General features: G+C 54.4%; 16 protein-coding genes. 14 read left to right on the top strand and 2 right to left on the bottom strand.

Annotated features, from left to right (window positions below; genetic code table 11):
• The 6 genes from KQJ19_RS13085 to mgtE all read left to right on the top strand — a co-directional run.
• Positions 1-203: porin (locus tag KQJ19_RS13085; protein WP_216403735.1), on the top strand; the 203-nt coding region annotated here is incomplete at its 5' end.
• Between the two features lie 115 nt (positions 204-318).
• Entirely contained in the window at positions 319-1,371 is a 1,053-nt protein-coding gene (gene apbE, locus KQJ19_RS13080; RefSeq protein ID WP_016153786.1) for an FAD:protein FMN transferase ApbE, read from the top strand.
• A 79-nt stretch (positions 1,372-1,450) separates the two neighbouring features.
• Positions 1,451-2,515 (top strand): bifunctional DNA-binding transcriptional regulator/O6-methylguanine-DNA methyltransferase Ada, encoded by a 1,065-nt coding sequence (ada, locus tag KQJ19_RS13075; protein ID WP_216403734.1) that lies wholly within the window; start codon positions 1,451-1,453, stop codon positions 2,513-2,515.
• Positions 2,515-3,165, top strand: a complete 651-nt coding sequence (gene alkB, locus KQJ19_RS13070) for a DNA oxidative demethylase AlkB (protein WP_016153784.1) — start codon at positions 2,515-2,517, stop codon at positions 3,163-3,165. Before ada ends, alkB begins: the two co-directional genes overlap by 1 nt.
• Positions 3,166-3,240: 75 nt before the next feature.
• Positions 3,241-4,884, top strand: coding sequence for a multidrug ABC transporter permease/ATP-binding protein (locus KQJ19_RS13065; protein WP_216403733.1), 1,644 nt, complete (start codon positions 3,241-3,243; stop codon positions 4,882-4,884).
• Between the two features lie 105 nt (positions 4,885-4,989).
• The gene (gene mgtE / locus KQJ19_RS13060; protein ID WP_016153782.1) at positions 4,990-6,426 is read left to right on the top strand and encodes a magnesium transporter; all 1,437 of its coding nucleotides are present in this window, start codon (positions 4,990-4,992) and stop codon (positions 6,424-6,426) included.
• Here mgtE and KQJ19_RS13055 read toward each other — a convergent pair.
• Positions 6,389-7,636 (bottom strand): SulP family inorganic anion transporter, encoded by a 1,248-nt coding sequence (locus KQJ19_RS13055; protein ID WP_216403732.1) that lies wholly within the window; start codon positions 7,634-7,636, stop codon positions 6,389-6,391. The genes mgtE and KQJ19_RS13055 overlap by 38 nt on opposite strands.
• A 277-nt stretch (positions 7,637-7,913) precedes the next feature.
• Here KQJ19_RS13055 and mqo point away from each other — a divergent pair, with 277 nt between their 5' ends.
• Complete coding sequence (mqo, locus tag KQJ19_RS13050; RefSeq protein WP_047500935.1) at positions 7,914-9,575, top strand: malate dehydrogenase (quinone); 1,662 nt, start codon at positions 7,914-7,916, stop codon at positions 9,573-9,575.
• Between the two features lie 47 nt (positions 9,576-9,622).
• On the opposite strand, the gene eco is transcribed toward mqo, so the two are convergent.
• On the bottom strand, positions 9,623-10,120 hold the full coding sequence (gene eco / locus KQJ19_RS13045) for a serine protease inhibitor ecotin (RefSeq protein ID WP_029139607.1): 498 nt from the start codon (positions 10,118-10,120) through the stop codon (positions 9,623-9,625).
• Positions 10,121-10,533: 413 nt separating this feature from the next.
• Here eco and napF point away from each other — a divergent pair, with 413 nt between their 5' ends.
• The 7 genes from napF to napC are packed head-to-tail and all read left to right on the top strand — an operon-like array spanning position 10,534 to position 16,371.
• Positions 10,534-11,025 carry a ferredoxin-type protein NapF gene (gene napF / locus KQJ19_RS13040; protein WP_016157008.1) on the top strand — a complete coding sequence of 164 codons (492 nt, stop codon included), beginning with the start codon at positions 10,534-10,536 and terminating at the stop codon, positions 11,023-11,025.
• The gene (napD, locus tag KQJ19_RS13035) at positions 11,015-11,278 is read left to right on the top strand and encodes a chaperone NapD (protein ID WP_016153776.1); all 264 of its coding nucleotides are present in this window, start codon (positions 11,015-11,017) and stop codon (positions 11,276-11,278) included. Before napF ends, napD begins: the two co-directional genes overlap by 11 nt.
• Positions 11,275-13,761 carry a nitrate reductase catalytic subunit NapA gene (gene napA, locus KQJ19_RS13030; protein WP_016153775.1) on the top strand — a complete coding sequence of 829 codons (2,487 nt, stop codon included), beginning with the start codon at positions 11,275-11,277 and terminating at the stop codon, positions 13,759-13,761. The genes napD and napA overlap by 4 nt, the downstream gene beginning before the upstream one ends.
• A gap of 6 nt (positions 13,762-13,767) precedes the next feature.
• Positions 13,768-14,463 carry a ferredoxin-type protein NapG gene (gene napG / locus KQJ19_RS13025; RefSeq protein WP_103766562.1) on the top strand — a complete coding sequence of 232 codons (696 nt, stop codon included), beginning with the start codon at positions 13,768-13,770 and terminating at the stop codon, positions 14,461-14,463.
• Entirely contained in the window at positions 14,450-15,313 is an 864-nt protein-coding gene (napH, locus tag KQJ19_RS13020; protein WP_103766561.1) for a quinol dehydrogenase ferredoxin subunit NapH, read from the top strand. The genes napG and napH overlap by 14 nt, the downstream gene beginning before the upstream one ends.
• Positions 15,310-15,759 (top strand): nitrate reductase cytochrome c-type subunit, encoded by a 450-nt coding sequence (napB, locus tag KQJ19_RS13015; protein ID WP_016153772.1) that lies wholly within the window; start codon positions 15,310-15,312, stop codon positions 15,757-15,759. The genes napH and napB overlap by 4 nt, the downstream gene beginning before the upstream one ends.
• Positions 15,760-15,768: 9 nt before the next feature.
• Positions 15,769-16,371: a cytochrome c-type protein NapC gene (gene napC, locus KQJ19_RS13010; protein ID WP_003027548.1), complete on the top strand. Its 603-nt coding sequence runs from the start codon at positions 15,769-15,771 to the stop codon at positions 16,369-16,371.
• The last annotated feature ends 5 nt before the right edge of the window (positions 16,372-16,376 follow it).

Below are 16,376 nucleotides of genomic sequence, written 5' to 3'. Positions count from 1 at the left end.
CCAAAGGTAAAGACCTGAACAATGGTTACGGCGACCAGGATATCCTGAAATATGTTGATGTTGGCGCGACCTACTACTTCAACAAAAACATGTCTACCTATGTTGATTACAAAATCAACCTGCTGGATGATAACCAGTTCACCCGTGATGCTCGCATCTCTACCGATGATATCGTAGCGCTGGGTCTGGTTTACCAGTTCTAATCTGCGCTCATGTCGTTAAAAGGCCCTGCGGGGCCTTTTTTAATGCCGTTTTTTCGTCGTACAAACAACGATTTTTGGTGTACTCTTGCGCCCGTTCGCATGAGGATAATTACGTATGGAAGTGAATTTCTATCGCGCAGCACTACTGGCTGTGACGATCTTTTTTGTCGGGTGCGATGAAGCCCCGAAACCTGCCCAGACCACACAACCTGCCACCGTTCTGGAAGGTAAAACCATGGGCACTTTCTGGCGGGTTAGTGCGGTGGGCGTAGATGCCAAACGCGCCGGGGAACTGCAGGCGAAGATCCAGGCTCAGCTGGATGCCGACGATCAGCTTCTCTCTACCTATAAAAATGATTCTGCGTTAATGCGCTTCAACCTGTCGAAAAGCCTGTCGCCATGGCCGGTTAATGATGCTATGGCCGATATCGTGACTTCGGCGCTACGCATTGGCGCAAAAACCGGTGGGGCCATGGATATTACCGTGGGTCCGTTGGTCAATCTGTGGGGCTTTGGCCCGGATCAGCAACCGGTGCATATTCCTACGCAGGCGCAAATTGACGCCGCAAAAGCGCAAACCGGGCTTTCACATCTGAAGGTTGTTAATGAGGCGCATCGGAACTACCTGCAAAAAGATTTGCCCGAGCTGTACGTGGATCTCTCGACCGTTGGCGAAGGTTATGCCGCCGATCATCTGGCACGATTAATGGAGCAGGAAGGGATCGCCCGTTATCTGGTATCCGTTGGTGGAGCATTGAACAGCCGCGGTATGAATGCAGACGGGCTTTCGTGGCGAGTCGCGATTCAGAAACCGACCGATCGCGAAAACGCGGTGCAGGCGATCGTCGACATTAACGGGCATGGCATTAGCACCTCCGGCAGCTACCGTAACTATTATGAGCTGGACGGTAAGCGCCTTTCCCATGTTATTGATCCGCAAACTGGTCGTCCGATTGAACACAACCTGGTATCTGTAACGGTAATCGCACCAACGGCGCTGGAGGCTGACGGTTGGGATACCGGTTTGATGGTTCTCGGTCCGGAAAAGGCCAAAGAGGTGGTGCGTCGTGAAGGACTCGCGGTCTATATGATTATAAAAGAGGGCGAGGGGTTTAAAACCTGGATGTCGCCGCAGTTTAAAAGCTTCCTGCTCAGCGAAAAAAATTAAAAAGCAAGATTGCGGGTTTTCGTATCCGGCTATGGGGACACACTGAGGCTAAGCGCTATGCTTAACAAAGGAGTCCATAATGAAAAATCGTTTACACATAACTGATGATGACCGCTGGCAGTCCGTTGTGGATCGTGACGCCGACGCTGACGGTCAGTTTGTTTTCGCCGTGCAGACCACCGGCATTTTCTGCCGTCCGTCCTGTCGGGCGAAACATGCGCTGCGCAAAAATGTCAGTTTCTTTGCCGATGCCCGGCAGGCGCTGGCCGCCGGTTTTCGTCCCTGTAAACGTTGTCAGCCGGAAAAAGACAGCGCCCACCAGCATCGGCTGGAGAAAATAGCCCACGCCTGCCAGTTACTGGAGCAGGAATCTCCCCTCACGCTGGACGAGCTGGCGCAGCAGGTGGCGATGAGCCCGTATCACTTACATCGCCTGTTCAAAGCCACAACGGGCATGACCCCCAAAGCGTGGCAGCAGTCCTGGCGCGCCCGCCGTCTGCGCGATGCGCTGGCGAAAGGCGTTCCGGTAACGCAGGCAATTCTCAACGCCGGATTTCCCGACAGCAGCAGCTACTACCGAAAAGCGGATCAGACGTTAGGCATGACCGCAAAGCAATTTCGTAAAGGTGGCGACAACGTTTCTGTACGCTATACCCTGGCAGATTGCACTCTGGGTCGCTGTCTGGTGGCGGAAAGCGAACGTGGTATCTGCGCGATCTTACTTGGTGATGATGACGCTACGTTGGTTGCGGATCTGCATGGGTTGTTTCCCGCCGCTCAGGATGTGCCAGCAGATACCGATTTTCAGCAGCGCGTGCGCGAAGTGATCGCCGCAATCAATGCGCGTGACGCGCCGTTATCGCTGCCGCTGGATATCCGGGGAACCGCATTTCAGCAGCAGGTGTGGCAGGCGTTGCGCGCAATTCCGTGCGGCGAAACGATGAGCTACCAGCAACTGGCCAGCGCCATTGGCAAACCGAAGGCGGTGCGTGCGGTGGCCAGCGCCTGTGGGGCGAATAAACTGGCAATCGTCATCCCGTGTCACCGGGTGATCCGCGGCGATGGCGCGCTTTCGGGCTACCGGTGGGGCATTGCGCGCAAAGCACAGTTACTGCAACGTGAAACGACTGGTGAGGAAACATAATGCTCGATCTCTTTGCGGATGCGAAACCCTGGCAGGAGCCGCTGGCGTCAGGCGCGGTTATTCTGCGACGCTTCGCTTTTGACTGCGCACCGTCTCTGCTGCAGGCGATAGCGGCTATCGCCAGACAGTCGCCGTTTCGCCAGATGGTGACGCCCGGCGGCTACACGATGTCGGTGGCAATGACCAACTGCGGTCGTCTGGGTTGGACGACGGATCAACATGGTTACCTTTATTCTCCTTTTGATCCGCTAACCGGCGCGCACTGGCCGCCGCTGCCGGATGCATTCGCTGACCTGTGCCAACAGGCAGCGACGGCGGCGGGCTATGCTGATTTTCAACCCGATGCCTGTCTGATTAACCGCTACACGCCTGGGGCAAAACTGTCCTTACATCAGGATAAAGACGAGCCCGACCTGCGGGCGCCGATTGTCTCGGTGTCGCTAGGATTGCCGGCCATCTTTCAATTTGGCGGCTTGCGCCGTAATGACCCCTTAAAGCGTTTGCTGCTGGAACATGGCGATGTGGTGGTGTGGGGCGGTACTTCGCGGCTGTTTTATCATGGGATCCAGCCGCTTAAGACGGGGTATCATCCGTTGACCGGAGACTGTCGCTACAATCTGACGTTTCGTCAGGCGGGTAAAAAGGAATAAAAATAAGAATTATTATTGCTGTCAGCGAAGAGATGTTTAAACTGCGGGCTGTTATTACTTGTCCGGGTTGTTCGCATGGAACTTTTACTTCTTGTCTGGCGGCAGTATCGCTGGCCATTTATCAGCGTCATGGCGCTCAGCCTCGCCAGCGCTGCGTTGGGGATTGGGCTGATTGCGTTTATCAACCAGCGTCTGATTGAAACGGTCGACACCACGCTGATGGTGCTGCCGGAGTTTCTTGGCCTGTTGCTGCTATTGATGGTTGTTACTCTCGGCTCTCAGCTGGCGTTGACCACGCTCGGCCACCACTTTGTCTACCGTCTGCGTAGCGAATTTATCAAACGTATTCTGGATACCCACGTCGAGCGTATTGAACAGCTTGGCAGCGCCTCGTTGCTGGCCGGTTTAACCAGCGATATTCGCAACATCACCATCGCTTTTGTTCGTCTGCCTGAGCTGGTGCAGGGGATTATCCTGACCATCGGATCGGCGGCGTATCTGGCGATGCTGTCGACCAAAATGCTGCTGGTGACGGCAATCTGGTTGGCAATCACCATCTGGGGGGGATTTGTGCTGGTGGCGCGGGTGTATAAGCACATGGCTACCCTGCGCGAAACCGAAGACAAGTTGTACAACGATTATCAGACGGTGCTGGAAGGGCGCAAAGAGCTGACGCTCAACCGCGAGCGCGCCGAGCATATCTTTAATCAGATGTACGTCCCGGATGCCAAAGAGTACCGTCACCATATTATTCGCGCCGATACCTTCCACCTGAGCGCGGTCAACTGGTCAAACATTATGATGCTGGGCGCCATTGGCCTGGTGTTCTGGATGGCGAATAGTCTGGGCTGGGCGGATACCGCCGTGGCGGCGACTTACTCACTGACGCTGTTATTCCTGCGTACACCGCTGCTCTCTGCCGTTGGCGCGCTACCAACCCTGCTCACTGCGCAGGTGGCTTTCAACAAGCTGAATAAATTCGCACTGGCACCTTTTAAGGCCGAATTCCCGCGGCCAACCGCTTTTCCAAACTGGCAAACGCTGGAACTGCGTAACGTGGTTTTCCACTATCAGGATAATGCCTTTTCCGTAGGGCCGGTAAATCTGACGATTCATCGCGGTGAACTGATCTTCCTGATTGGCGGCAACGGCAGCGGGAAATCTACGCTGGCGATGTTACTGACCGGGCTATACCAGCCGCAGTCAGGTGAAATTTTGCTTGATGGTAAGGCCGTGGCCGTTGAAAAGCCGGAAGATTATCGCAAGCTGTTCTCCGCCGTGTTTACCGACGTCTGGCTGTTCGACAAACTGCTGGGGCCGGAAGGTAAAGAAGCCAATCCGCAGCTGGTAGCGAAGTGGCTGGAACATCTGAAGATGGGTCACAAGCTGGAGATGAACGATGGCCGCATCCTCAATCTGAAGCTGTCGAAAGGACAGAAGAAACGCGTGGCGCTGCTGCTGGCTCTGGCGGAGGAGCGCGACATCATTCTGCTGGATGAATGGGCTGCCGATCAGGATCCCCATTTCCGTCGTGAGTTCTATCAGGTTCTGTTACCGCTGATGCAAGAAATGGGTAAAACTATCTTCGCCATTAGCCATGACGATCACTATTTTATTCACGCCGATCGTCTGCTGGAAATGCGTAACGGACAGTTGAGTGAACTGCTGGGCGATGAGCGTGATGCCGCCTCGCGTGACGCGGTGGCCCGCACTGCGTGATCCCACATGCCGCCGGTTTTTTATCCACCCGGCGGCACTGTTTATTGTTATTTACATAAATCGGCATCATGATTAATGATATTTCATATCATGGATTTATGATTAATGCCTGTAACAAACAAAAACAGCGCCAGACTGCGTGATGAAGAGCGTGCGCGTCTTATCTGGCTGCTGACCACTGATAAAGCCGTTGTTTCAACGCTATTGGGCAAGCTTACCCTGGCTGAGCAATATGACGTCGGCACGTTAGCCGACGATATTGCTGAGGTAGGGGCGCTGGTCGCCCACCTGCCGCCGCCCGATCTGGCGGATACCCTCGAAGCATTACCTTCTGAAGAGCGTCACGCCCTGTGGCGACTGGTCGAAAGTGAAAAGCGCGGTAACGTCCTGCTTGAGGCGTCAGAAAACGTCTGGGACGACCTGATCGATGAGATGAGCGACCGTGAGCTGCTGGATGCGTTGCAATACCTTGATATCGACGAACAGATTTATCTGGTTCAGCACCTCCCTCGTAACCTCACGGGTCGACTGCTGGCGACGTTACCGGCCGAGGAGCGGGCGCGCGTTCGCCAGGTGCTGCACTACGAGAAGAATCGCGTCGGTGCGATTATGGAGTTCGAAGTTATCACCGTGCGTCCGGACGTGACGCTGGAAGTGGTACAACGCTACCTGCGGCGGCTGGGAAAAATGCCGGAGAACACCGATAAACTCTTCGTGACCGACCGCAATAAAGTGCTGGTCGGGGAACTGACGCTCACCTGTATTCTGCTCAATGATGTGCAGCGAAAAGTCAGCGAGGTGATGGAAGATGATCCGCTCACCTTTTCTCCGGAAGATATCGCCGAACACGCCGCGCGAACCTTTGAACGTGACGACCTGGTCAGTGCCGCGGTCGTTGACTCTTCAGGTAAACTGATGGGCCGTTTAACCATCGATGAGATCGTCGATGTGGTCTATGAAGAAACCGATACCGATCTGCGTCGAATGGGCGGCTTAAGCGCCGGAGAGGATGTGTTTGCCCCCGTCACGAAAGCGGTAAAAACCCGCTGGGCGTGGTTGGCCGTTAACCTTTGTACCGCCTTTATCGCTTCGCGAGTGATCGACGGCTTTGAACATACAATTTCGCAACTGGTCGCGCTGGCCTCGCTGATGCCGATTGTGGCGGGGATCGGCGGCAACACCGGGAATCAAACCATCACCATGATTGTTCGCGCGCTGGCGTTACAAAATATTCAGCCGGGAAACCTGACGTTTTTGATCCTACGCGAAATGGGCGTGGCGTTGATTAATGGCCTCGTGTGGGGCGGAATTATGGGCGGCATTACCTGGTGGCTGTACGATGACATGGCGCTCGGCGGCGTGATGACCCTGGCGATGATGCTCAATTTGCTGATGGCGGCGTTGATGGGCGTTATTATTCCGATGACGATGGTGAAGCTCGGGCGCGACCCGGCGGTCGGCTCGAGCGTCATGATTACGGCAATCACCGATACCGGAGGTTTCTTTATTTTTCTCGGTCTGGCAACGCTGTTTCTGATGTAGCCGCACGTTTGCCTCTGACGATACGCGGCAGAATGAGCATCGTCATCACCCCGGCAACCACGCCAAGCGCCAGGTTGCCGGTTGACACCGTTGCCGCGACGGTCATCAGCATCACCAGCGTTTCAGTAACGGGGAGTTGCCGCAGCGTAGCGGGCTGGATGCTGTGCCAATTGAAGGTTTTCACCGCCACAATCACCATAATTCCTGCCAGCACCGACATGGGGATTTTCGCCATTACTTCGCTTAACGCGGTGACCAGCAACAACAGCACCAGCCCGGCGGCGACCGTCGAGACGCGGCTGCGTCCTTTGCCCATCTCGACGTTAACGATGGTTTGACCAATCATCGCACACCCGGCGATGCCGCCATAAAAACCGGCCAGAATATTGGCTATCCCCAGCCCGGCACTCTCGCGATTCTTATTCGACGGCGTAACCGTCAGGTCATCCACCAGACGGGCGGTTAACAGCGACTCCATTAATCCGACAAAAGCGATGCTCAGCGCGCAGGGCCAGATAATCGCCAGCGTTTGCAGGTTGAGTGGTACCAATAACTGCGTGAATCCCGGCAGGCCGCCGCGCATTGAACCTTCGTCACCGACGGTCGGTAATAGTTGTCCGCTGGTGACAGTGAACACCGTCAGCAGCACGATGGCGATAAGCGGCGCGGGGATCGCTTTAATAAACCGCGGAACCCACAGCACAATCAACAGGGTCAGGACAAACAGCCCCCAGATTAGCTGGCTTTTACCCCAGAAATGCGGGACCTGGGCAAAGAAAATCAAAATACCCAGCGCGTTCACAAAACCGGTCATGACGGCTGTAGGAATGAATCGCATCAGACGCGCCATCCCCAATACGCCAAACAGGATCTGAATAATCCCGGCCAGCACCACCGCAGGCAGGATGTACTGGACGCCGTGTTGATGCACCATCGGGCCAATCACCAGCGCGACCGATCCTGCCGCTGCGGTAACCATTGCCGGACGGCCACCTAAAAATGACATTGCCAGGCACAGTACGACTGAGGCTATCAGGCTGACTTTAGGATCGACGCCGGCGATAACGGAAAAAGAGATCACTTCCGGGATCAGCGCCAGGGCGGTTACCACACCGGCCAGCGTTTCGCGAACCAGTAAACGGGGTTGGCGCAGCACTGCGCGCGTCGCGTGCTCCGCTACTGCGACAGAGGTGGGTTGAGTTGCAGACATCGTTACTCTTAGGTCAAAAATGGCCCGATACAGCAGACCGACAGGCATCCGTGCGGTGAATAGCAAAGCGCAGCATAGTACCTGTCTGACGGATCGGTTTCCAGAAATGATTGTCAATAACCGTATAAACTATCAACTTATTAATAACATTTTTAAAAATTAAATATAATTTATAAACAATATTTAAATATTTTTACTTAAGTGTTACCGTTGATGCCGCTCGATTTTCACCTGCATTAAAAGCAAAAAGCGATACTAAAAGTAAGGCATTAACATTATGAAAAAAGTGACTGCCATGCTCTTCACCATGGCCGTTGGGCTGAATGTTGTCTCGATGGCGGCAAAAGCGAAAGCGGCGGAAGAGCAGGAAACGGATGTACTGTTGATTGGCGGCGGCATCATGAGCGCCACGTTGGGAACCTATTTACAGGAGCTGGAACCGCAATGGTCAATGACCATGGTTGAGCGACTGGATGGTGTAGCGCAGGAAAGCTCAAACGGCTGGAATAACGCCGGAACAGGCCACTCCGCACTGATGGAGCTGAACTACACGCCTAAAAAGGCCGACGGTAGCATCAGCATTGAAAAGGCAGTCGAAATCAACGAAGCCTTCCAGATCTCCCGCCAGTTTTGGGCCTATCAGGTCAATAATGGCGTAATGCATGAACCACGCTCATTTATCACCACCGTTCCGCACATGAGTTTTGTCTGGGGTGACGAGAACGTGAACTTCCTGCGTGCCCGTTACACCGCACTGCAGCAGAGCACGTTATTCCGTGGCATGCGTTATTCCGAAGATCACGCGCAGATTAAAGAGTGGGCGCCGCTGGTCATGGAAGGCCGCGATCCGAAGCAGAAAGTCGCGGCAACGCGTACCGAGATTGGTACTGACGTAAACTACGGCGAAATCACGCGCCAGCTGATTGCCTCGTTGCAGAAAAAGCCCAACTTTGCGCTGCAGCTGAGTACCGAAGTGCGTGGCTTTAAACGCAATGCCGACAATAGCTGGACCGTCACGGTCGCCGATCTGAAAAATAACGAAGCGGAACACGATATCAAGGCGAAGTTTGTCTTTATCGGTGCCGGTGGCGCTGCGCTGAAGCTGTTGCAGGAAACCGACATTCCGGAAGCGAAAGGTTATGCCGGATTCCCGGTTGGCGGGCAGTTCCTGGTTGCGGATAATCCGGACGTGGTGAATCGCCACCTGGCGAAAGTGTACGGTCAGGCCTCCGTTGGCGCGCCGCCGATGTCCGTGCCGCACATCGATACCCGTATCCTTGATGGCAAGCGCGTCGTGCTGTTTGGGCCATTCGCGACATTCTCCACCAAGTTCCTGAAAAACGGTTCATTGTGGGATCTGCTCAGCTCGACCACCACCTCGAACTTTATGCCGATGGTCAACGTGGGTCTGGATAACTTCGATCTGGTGAAATATCTGGTAAGCCAGGTGATGCTCAGCGATGACGACCGTTTTGCCGCGCTGCAAGAGTACTATCCGCAGGCGAAAAAAGAAGACTGGCGTTTATGGCAGGCGGGCCAGCGTGTGCAGATCATTAAAAGTGATGCGGAGAAGGGCGGTGTGCTGCGTCTGGGTACCGAAGTCGTCAGCGATAAAGAGGGCACCATTGCCGCGCTGCTGGGCGCTTCTCCGGGTGCATCAACCGCGGCGCCGATTATGCTGCATCTGATGGAAAAAGTGTTTAAAGATAAAGTGGCCAGCCCTGAGTGGCAGGCGAAACTGAAAACCATTATTCCGTCTTATGGTACCAAGCTGAACGGTAACGTTGAAGCTACGGAACAAGAGCTGCAATACACCAGTGATGTTCTGGGGCTGAAATATGACAAGCCGCAGGCTGCTGATGAAGCGCCGAAACCTCAGCTGAAACCTCAGGCGCAACCGCAGCCTGAGCAGAAAACTGTAGCGGATATCGCACTGTAAATAAAATGCCGGATAAGGCGGTACGCCGCCCTCCGGCACATTCTTACTTATCGCGCGACTGCGTCCTGAATCTTCTCTTCCGCTTTCCAGATACGGTATTTCACTTCCACGTTCTCCGGCGTATAGACCACAATCGGTAACTTGCTGTTGTAGCGCAGCATGCCGTCATCACCCAGATACGCGGTAATAAATTTCTTCTCTTTCTTACCGTCAGGGCAGGCCATCATGGTTGAAACCGGAGACGTCACTTTGTCGAAGACATAGTAGTCATATCCCCAACCTTCCAGCGTTTTGCTGTCCAGTTCTCCGCCCAGGCGGTGTTGGTTGCAGTCAACTTCCAGCGTTTGTCCGATCAGCAGTTCTACTTTCAGAGTAGATTCATCTTTCTCAGGGGTAAGCTGAATAACCTGGCGCTTCATACCCTTTTCCGCCTTAGGATAAGGGGCGACTTTTTCCAGCGGCTGAGCGCCGGCATCGTTACTGGCAGCCCATGCAGAGGCGCTGGCAAAGGCGGCGAAAAGTACGGCAGGGACAATTGTTTTCATCTTATTGTTCACAGTGTTTCCTTTCTTCTGTCTTATGAACGAGTCTGGGGCAGGTTAACATATTTACATAATCGATTAATCTGGATTTACTTATAATTTAAGTGTATTTGGTAGAGGTCTGCTTTCAGATTAGCGATATATTCTAAGAATAATCTTAATTATAAAATCATTCTCTTTTTGAGAGGTTCGTTATATACAGTGTTATATAACTCATTGAAATGTGAGCAAAAGCGCATTTTTTCCCGCCAACTCAACACTCCTTTGATCCGGCAACAGCATTTACCCCGATTGGGGTATGCACCTCTAACACATCCTGAAATATCTTACGACTAAAAATAACTACTCATAAATAGTGCAGTTTTTTATGGCGTTCAACCCACCAGCGGAGGGCGTCATTATGGAAGGACAATGTCATGGTTGATTTATCCCGTCGAGGCATGTTGACAGGCAGTTGGCGAAACGCCAACTCAGGGATCCGTCCGCCCTGGAGCAAGGAAGACTCTCACTTTCTGGCCCATTGCCTTCGTTGTGACGCCTGCATCCAGGCGTGTGAAACCGACATCTTGCAGCGAGGCCAGGGCGGTTACCCTAGCGTAAATTTCAAACACGGCGAGTGTAGCTTTTGCTATGCCTGCGCAGAGGCCTGTTCTGAATCCCTTTTTCTTCCGCGCCACACCAGGGCATGGGATCTGAATTTTACGATTGGGGAAAACTGTCTCGCACATCAGTCTGTTGAATGTCATCGCTGTCAGGATAGCTGTGAACCCATGGCTATAACCTTTCGTCCCACGCTGTCCGGCATTTATCAGCCGCAGCTTGACAATCAGGACTGTAACGGATGTGGCGCATGTGTCGCTATCTGCCCGGTATCAGCCATTAACGCGGAGTACAACCATGGACAATAACTGGCAGGTCTGCAGCCTGGTCGTTCAGGCCAAAAGTCAGCATATCAATGATATCGCCACGCAGTTGCGTTCATTCCCAGGTTGCGAAGTTGCACTCAGCGATGTGGAAAGCGGTCAACTGATCGTGGTGGTGGAAGCTGAGCACAGCGAAACGTTAATGAAAACTATTGAGTCAGTGCGCAACGTTGCGGGCGTGCTGGCGGTGTCGCTGGTTTATCACCAGCAGGATGAGCAAGGTGAGGAAACACCATGAAACTCAGTCGTCGTAGCTTTATGAAAGCTAACGCCGTTGCGGCCGCTGCGGCGGCTGCCGGGTTAAGCGTGCCGGGCGTAGCCCGTGCGGTAGTCGGTCAGCAAGAAGCCATCAAATGGGACAAAGCCCCGTGCCGTTTTTGCGGGACGGGCTGTGGCGTATTGGTCGGGACGCAGCAAGGGCGTGTTGTGGCATGCCAGGGCGATCCGGATGCGCCGGTTAACCGTGGGCTTAACTGCATCAAAGGTTACTTCCTGCCGAAAATCATGTACGGAAAAGACCGTTTAACGCAGCCGATGCTGCGCATGAAGGACGGTAAGTATCACAAAGAAGGCGAGTTCACCCCGATTAGCTGGGACCAGGCCTTTGACGTGATGGAAGAGAAATTCAAAACGTCCCTGAAAGAGAAAGGCCCGGAGTCTATCGGTATGTTCGGCTCGGGTCAGTGGACGATTTGGGAAGGTTATGCCGCTGCCAAATTGTTTAAAGCGGGTTTCCGTTCGAATAACATCGACCCGAACGCGCGTCACTGCATGGCGTCAGCGGTAGTCGGCTTTATGCGTACCTTCGGTATGGATGAACCGATGGGCTGCTATGACGATATCGAGCATGCAGATGCTTTCGTCCTGTGGGGCGCGAATATGGCGGAGATGCACCCGATCCTGTGGTCGCGCATCACCAACCGTCGTCTGTCCGATCCCAATGTTAATGTCGCGGTGCTCTCCACCTTCCAGCACCGCAGCTTTGAGCTGGCGGATAACGGCATGGTCTTCACGCCGCAAACCGATCTGGTGATCCTCAACTACATCGCTAACTACATCATTCAAAACAATGCGATCAACCAGGATTTCTTTAGCAAGCACGTTAATCTGCGTAAAGGCGTGACGGACATTGGCTACGGTCTGCGTCCAACCCATCCGCTGGAAAAAGCGGCGAAAAACCCGGGATCCGATGCCTCTGAGCCGATGAGCTTTGAGGATTACAAAGCCTTTGTTGCCGAGTACACGCTGGATAAAACCGCCGAAATGACCGGCGTACCGAAAGATCAGCTGGAACAGCTGGCGCAGCTGTATGCCGATCCGAAGAAAAAAGTCATCTCCTACTGGACGATGGGCTTCAACCAGCATACCCGCGGCGTGTGGGCCAACAACCTGGTCTATAACCTGCACCTGTTGACCGGTAAAATCTCCCAGCCAGGCTGCGGTCCGTTCTCTTTGACCGGTCAGCCTTCCGCCTGCGGTACCGCGCGTGAAGTCGGTACGTTCTCCCACCGTCTGCCTGCGGACATGGTGGTTACGAACGAAAAACACCGCGATATCTGCGAGAAGCACTGGAATATTCCGGCGGGGACCATTCCGGCAAAAATCGGTCTGCATGCCGTGGCACAAGACCGTGCGCTGAAAGATGGCAAGCTCAATGTCTACTGGGCGATGTGTACCAACAACATGCAGGCCGGTCCGAACATCAACGAAGAGCGTATGCCGGGCTGGCGCGATCCGCGCAACTTCATCATCGTCTCCGATCCGTACCCGACGGTCAGTGCTCTGTCGGCCGACCTGATCCTGCCGACCGCGATGTGGGTAGAGAAAGAAGGTGCTTACGGTAACGCGGAACGCCGTACACAGTTCTGGCGTCAGCAGATTAAAGCGCCGGGTGAATCGAAATCGGATCTGTGGCAACTGGTGCAGTTCTCTCGTCGCTTCAAAACAGAAGAAGTGTGGCCGGAAGCGCTGTTGGCACAGAAACCGGAACTGCGCGGCAAAACGCTGTATGACGTACTGTTTGCCACGCCTGCAGTGACGAAATTCCCGGTGGCTGAACTGGCTGAAGATCAGTTGAACGATGAATCCCGCGAGCTGGGCTTCTATCTGCAAAAAGGGTTGTTCGAAGAGTACGCCTGGTTTGGTCGTGGTCACGGGCATGACCTTGCGCCATTTGACGATTACCACAAAGCGCGCGGTTTACGCTGGCCGGTCGTTGAGGGCAAAGAGACCCAGTGGCGCTACAGCGAAGGCAACGACCCTTACGTGAAAGCGGGTGAAAGCTACAAGTTCTACGGTAAGCCGGACGGCAAAGCGGTCATCTTCGCGCTGCCATTTGAACCTGCCGCAGAAGCGCCGGATAAAGAGTACGACCTGTGGCTGTCTACCGGACGTGTGCTGGAGCACTGGCATACCGGCAGCATGACGCGTCGCGTACCTGAGCTGCACCGTGCTTTCCCGGAAGCTGTGCTGTTTATCCATCCGCTGGATGCAAAAGCACGCGATCTGCGCCGTGGCGACAAAGTCAAAGTGGTTTCCCGTCGTGGTGAAGTTATCTCGATAGTTGAAACGCGCGGGCGTAACCGTCCACCGCAGGGGCTGGTCTACATGCCGTTCTTCGACGCCGCACAGCTGGTGAACAACCTGACGCTGGATGCGACGGATCCGCTCTCCAAAGAGACGGATTTCAAGAAGTGCGCTGTGAAACTGGCGAAGGTGTAACGCGTTATGTCCCGGTCAGCAAAACCCCAAAATGGCCGCCGCCGCTTTCTGCGCGATATGGTTCGCGCAGCGGGCGGACTGGCCGTCGTTGGCGTGGCGCTGGGGTTGCAACAGCAAACCGCACGTGCAACCGGCGTGCGGCTACGCCCGCCAGGCGCAATGAGCGAGGAGGCATTCGCCAGTGCCTGCGTGCGCTGTGGTCAGTGCGTTCAGGCCTGCCCGTATGACACGCTGAAGCTGGCGACGCTGGCCTCAGGGCTGGCTGCCGGTACGCCGTATTTTGTCGCGCGTGATATTCCCTGCGAAATGTGTGAAGACATTCCGTGCGCCAAAGTTTGCCCCAGCGGTGCGTTGGACAGGGACATTGAATCTATTGACGATTCACGCATGGGGCTGGCGGTACTGCTTGATCACGAAAACTGCCTCAACTATCAGGGATTACGCTGCGACGTTTGCTATCGCGAATGCCCGAAAATCGATGAGGCTATCACCCTGGAGCTGGACCGCAACATGCGTACCGGCAAGCATGCGCGGTTTATTCCGACCGTACACAGCGACGCCTGTACCGGCTGCGGGAAATGCGAAAAAGTCTGCGTCCTGGAGCAGCCAGCAATAAAAGTGCTGCCCCTGTCGCTGGCGAAAGGGGAGTTAGGACACCATTACCGCTTCGGTTGGCTGGAGGGGAACAATGGCAAATCGTAAACGTGACGCCGGGCGTGAAGCGCAGGTAAAAAAAGGATGGTGGAAGAGTCATCGCTGGCTGGTGCTGCGTCGTCTGAGCCAGTTTCTGATACTGGCGATGTTCCTTAGCGGCCCGTGGCTTGGTGTCTGGATCCTGCATGGCAATTACAGTAGCAGCCTGTTGCTGGACTCCATCCCGTTCACCGATCCGCTGATTACCCTGCAAAGCCTGGCCAGCGGACACCTGCCGGCGACGGTTGCGTTAATGGGGGCGGTCATCATCACGGTGCTGTATGCCCTGGCGGGTAAGCGACTGTTTTGCAGTTGGGTTTGTCCCATGAACCCTGTCACCGATTTAGCCAGTTGGTTGCGCAGAAGGTTTGACCTGAATCAGTCTGCAACCCTGCCGCGCCATATACGGTACGTCCTGCTGGTGGTTATCCTGGTCGGTTCCGCCGTGACCGGTACGCTGCTGTGGGAGTGGATAAACCCAGTCTCTCTGCTCGGACGGAGCCTGGTCATGGGATTTGGCAGCGGGGCGCTGCTGATCCTCGCGCTGTTTTTATTTGATCTACTGGTCGTTGAGCATGGCTGGTGCGGGCATCTTTGCCCACTGGGTGCGCTGTATAGCGTGGTGGGGAGTAAAGGTGCATTAACCGTTTCGGCAAAAGAACGTAACAGATGTAACCGCTGTATGGATTGTTTTCATGTTTGCCCGGAACCGCATGTGCTACGTGCGCCGGTGCTGGATGAGCAAAGTCCGGTGCAGGTAACCAGCCGCGATTGCATGGCCTGCGGTCGCTGTGTGGATGTCTGTTCTGAGGATGTTTTTACAATAACAACACGATGGAGTTCGGGAGCGAAATCATGAAAAGCCATGACCTGATTAAAGCGCTGAGTCAATGGACGGCTGCGCTGGCCCTGGTAGTCAGTGGGGCCGTTTGGGCTGCAAACGGAGTGGATCTGAGTCAGTCACCGGAAGTCTCAGGGACACAAGAAGGGGCGATTCGCATGCCGAAAGAGCAAGTGCGTATGCCGCTGAACTATGTGAATCAGCCGCCGATGGTTCCGCACAGCGTTGAAGGGTATCAGGTGACGACTAACACTAACCGCTGCCTGCAATGTCACGGTGTGGAAAGCTATCGCACCACCGGTGCGCCGCGCATCAGTCCGACGCACTTTATGGACAGCGACGGTAAGGTATTGGCTGAAGTCGCGCCGCGTCGTTATTTCTGCCTGCAATGTCACGTGCCGCAGGCTGACGCCGCGCCGATTGTTGAAAATACCTTCACCCCCTCGAAAGGTTACGGGAAATAAGAGGTCATTATGGAAAATTCTAACCGTAAACCAGGCTGGATTAAGCGCGTCTGGCAATGGTGGCGTCGCCCCAGCCGTCTGGCGCTCGGCACGCTGTTGTTAATCGGCTTTGTGGGCGGCATTATTTTCTGGGGCGGCTTTAATACCGGTATGGAAAAGGCCAATACAGAAGAGTTCTGCATTAGCTGTCACGAAATGCGCAATACGGTGTACCAGGAATACATGGAAACCGTACACTACAACAACCGTAGTGGTGTGCGAGCGACTTGCCCTGATTGCCACGTCCCACATGAGTGGGGTCCGAAAATGATTCGTAAGATCAAGGCCAGTAAAGAGCTGTACGCGAAAGCACTGGGGCTGATAGATACACCGCAGAAATTTGAAGACCATCGTTTAACGATGGCGCAAAATGAGTGGCGGCGTATGAAAGATAACAATTCGCAAGAGTGTCGAAACTGTCACAACTTCGAGTTTATGGATTTAACCGCCCAGAAAGGCGTTGCGGCCAAAATGCACGACCAGGCCGTGAAAGACGGGCAAACCTGTATTGACTGTCATAAAGGGATAGCGCACAAACTGCCTGATATGCGCGAAGTCAAACCGGGATTTTAACAGGA

Source organism: Citrobacter sp. S46_ASV_140 (assembly GCF_018919545.1).
Taxonomy (GTDB): domain Bacteria; phylum Pseudomonadota; class Gammaproteobacteria; order Enterobacterales; family Enterobacteriaceae; genus Citrobacter; species Citrobacter braakii.
Note: the sequence above shows the minus strand (reverse complement) of the source record. Positions and strands in the feature narration are given on the sequence as shown.

What these genes read in the sequence shown, in the direction of transcription:
- napF (WP_016157008.1), top strand. Translation starts at nt 10,534, where the DNA reads ATGGTTGATTTATCCCGTCGAGGCATGTTGACAGGCAGTTGGCGAAAC.
- KQJ19_RS13055 (WP_216403732.1), bottom strand. Translation starts at nt 7,636, where the DNA reads ATGTCTGCAACTCAACCCACCTCTGTCGCAGTAGCGGAGCACGCGACG.
- apbE (WP_016153786.1), top strand. Translation starts at nt 319, where the DNA reads ATGGAAGTGAATTTCTATCGCGCAGCACTACTGGCTGTGACGATCTTT.
- napB (WP_016153772.1), top strand. Translation starts at nt 15,310, where the DNA reads ATGAAAAGCCATGACCTGATTAAAGCGCTGAGTCAATGGACGGCTGCG.
- napC (WP_003027548.1), top strand. Translation starts at nt 15,769, where the DNA reads ATGGAAAATTCTAACCGTAAACCAGGCTGGATTAAGCGCGTCTGGCAA.
- ada (WP_216403734.1), top strand. Translation starts at nt 1,451, where the DNA reads ATGAAAAATCGTTTACACATAACTGATGATGACCGCTGGCAGTCCGTT.
- napA (WP_016153775.1), top strand. Translation starts at nt 11,275, where the DNA reads ATGAAACTCAGTCGTCGTAGCTTTATGAAAGCTAACGCCGTTGCGGCC.
- mqo (WP_047500935.1), top strand. Translation starts at nt 7,914, where the DNA reads ATGAAAAAAGTGACTGCCATGCTCTTCACCATGGCCGTTGGGCTGAAT.
- napG (WP_103766562.1), top strand. Translation starts at nt 13,768, where the DNA reads ATGTCCCGGTCAGCAAAACCCCAAAATGGCCGCCGCCGCTTTCTGCGC.
- alkB (WP_016153784.1), top strand. Translation starts at nt 2,515, where the DNA reads ATGCTCGATCTCTTTGCGGATGCGAAACCCTGGCAGGAGCCGCTGGCG.
- napD (WP_016153776.1), top strand. Translation starts at nt 11,015, where the DNA reads ATGGACAATAACTGGCAGGTCTGCAGCCTGGTCGTTCAGGCCAAAAGT.
- mgtE (WP_016153782.1), top strand. Translation starts at nt 4,990, where the DNA reads ATGCCTGTAACAAACAAAAACAGCGCCAGACTGCGTGATGAAGAGCGT.
- KQJ19_RS13065 (WP_216403733.1), top strand. Translation starts at nt 3,241, where the DNA reads ATGGAACTTTTACTTCTTGTCTGGCGGCAGTATCGCTGGCCATTTATC.
- napH (WP_103766561.1), top strand. Translation starts at nt 14,450, where the DNA reads ATGGCAAATCGTAAACGTGACGCCGGGCGTGAAGCGCAGGTAAAAAAA.
- eco (WP_029139607.1), bottom strand. Translation starts at nt 10,120, where the DNA reads ATGAAAACAATTGTCCCTGCCGTACTTTTCGCCGCCTTTGCCAGCGCC.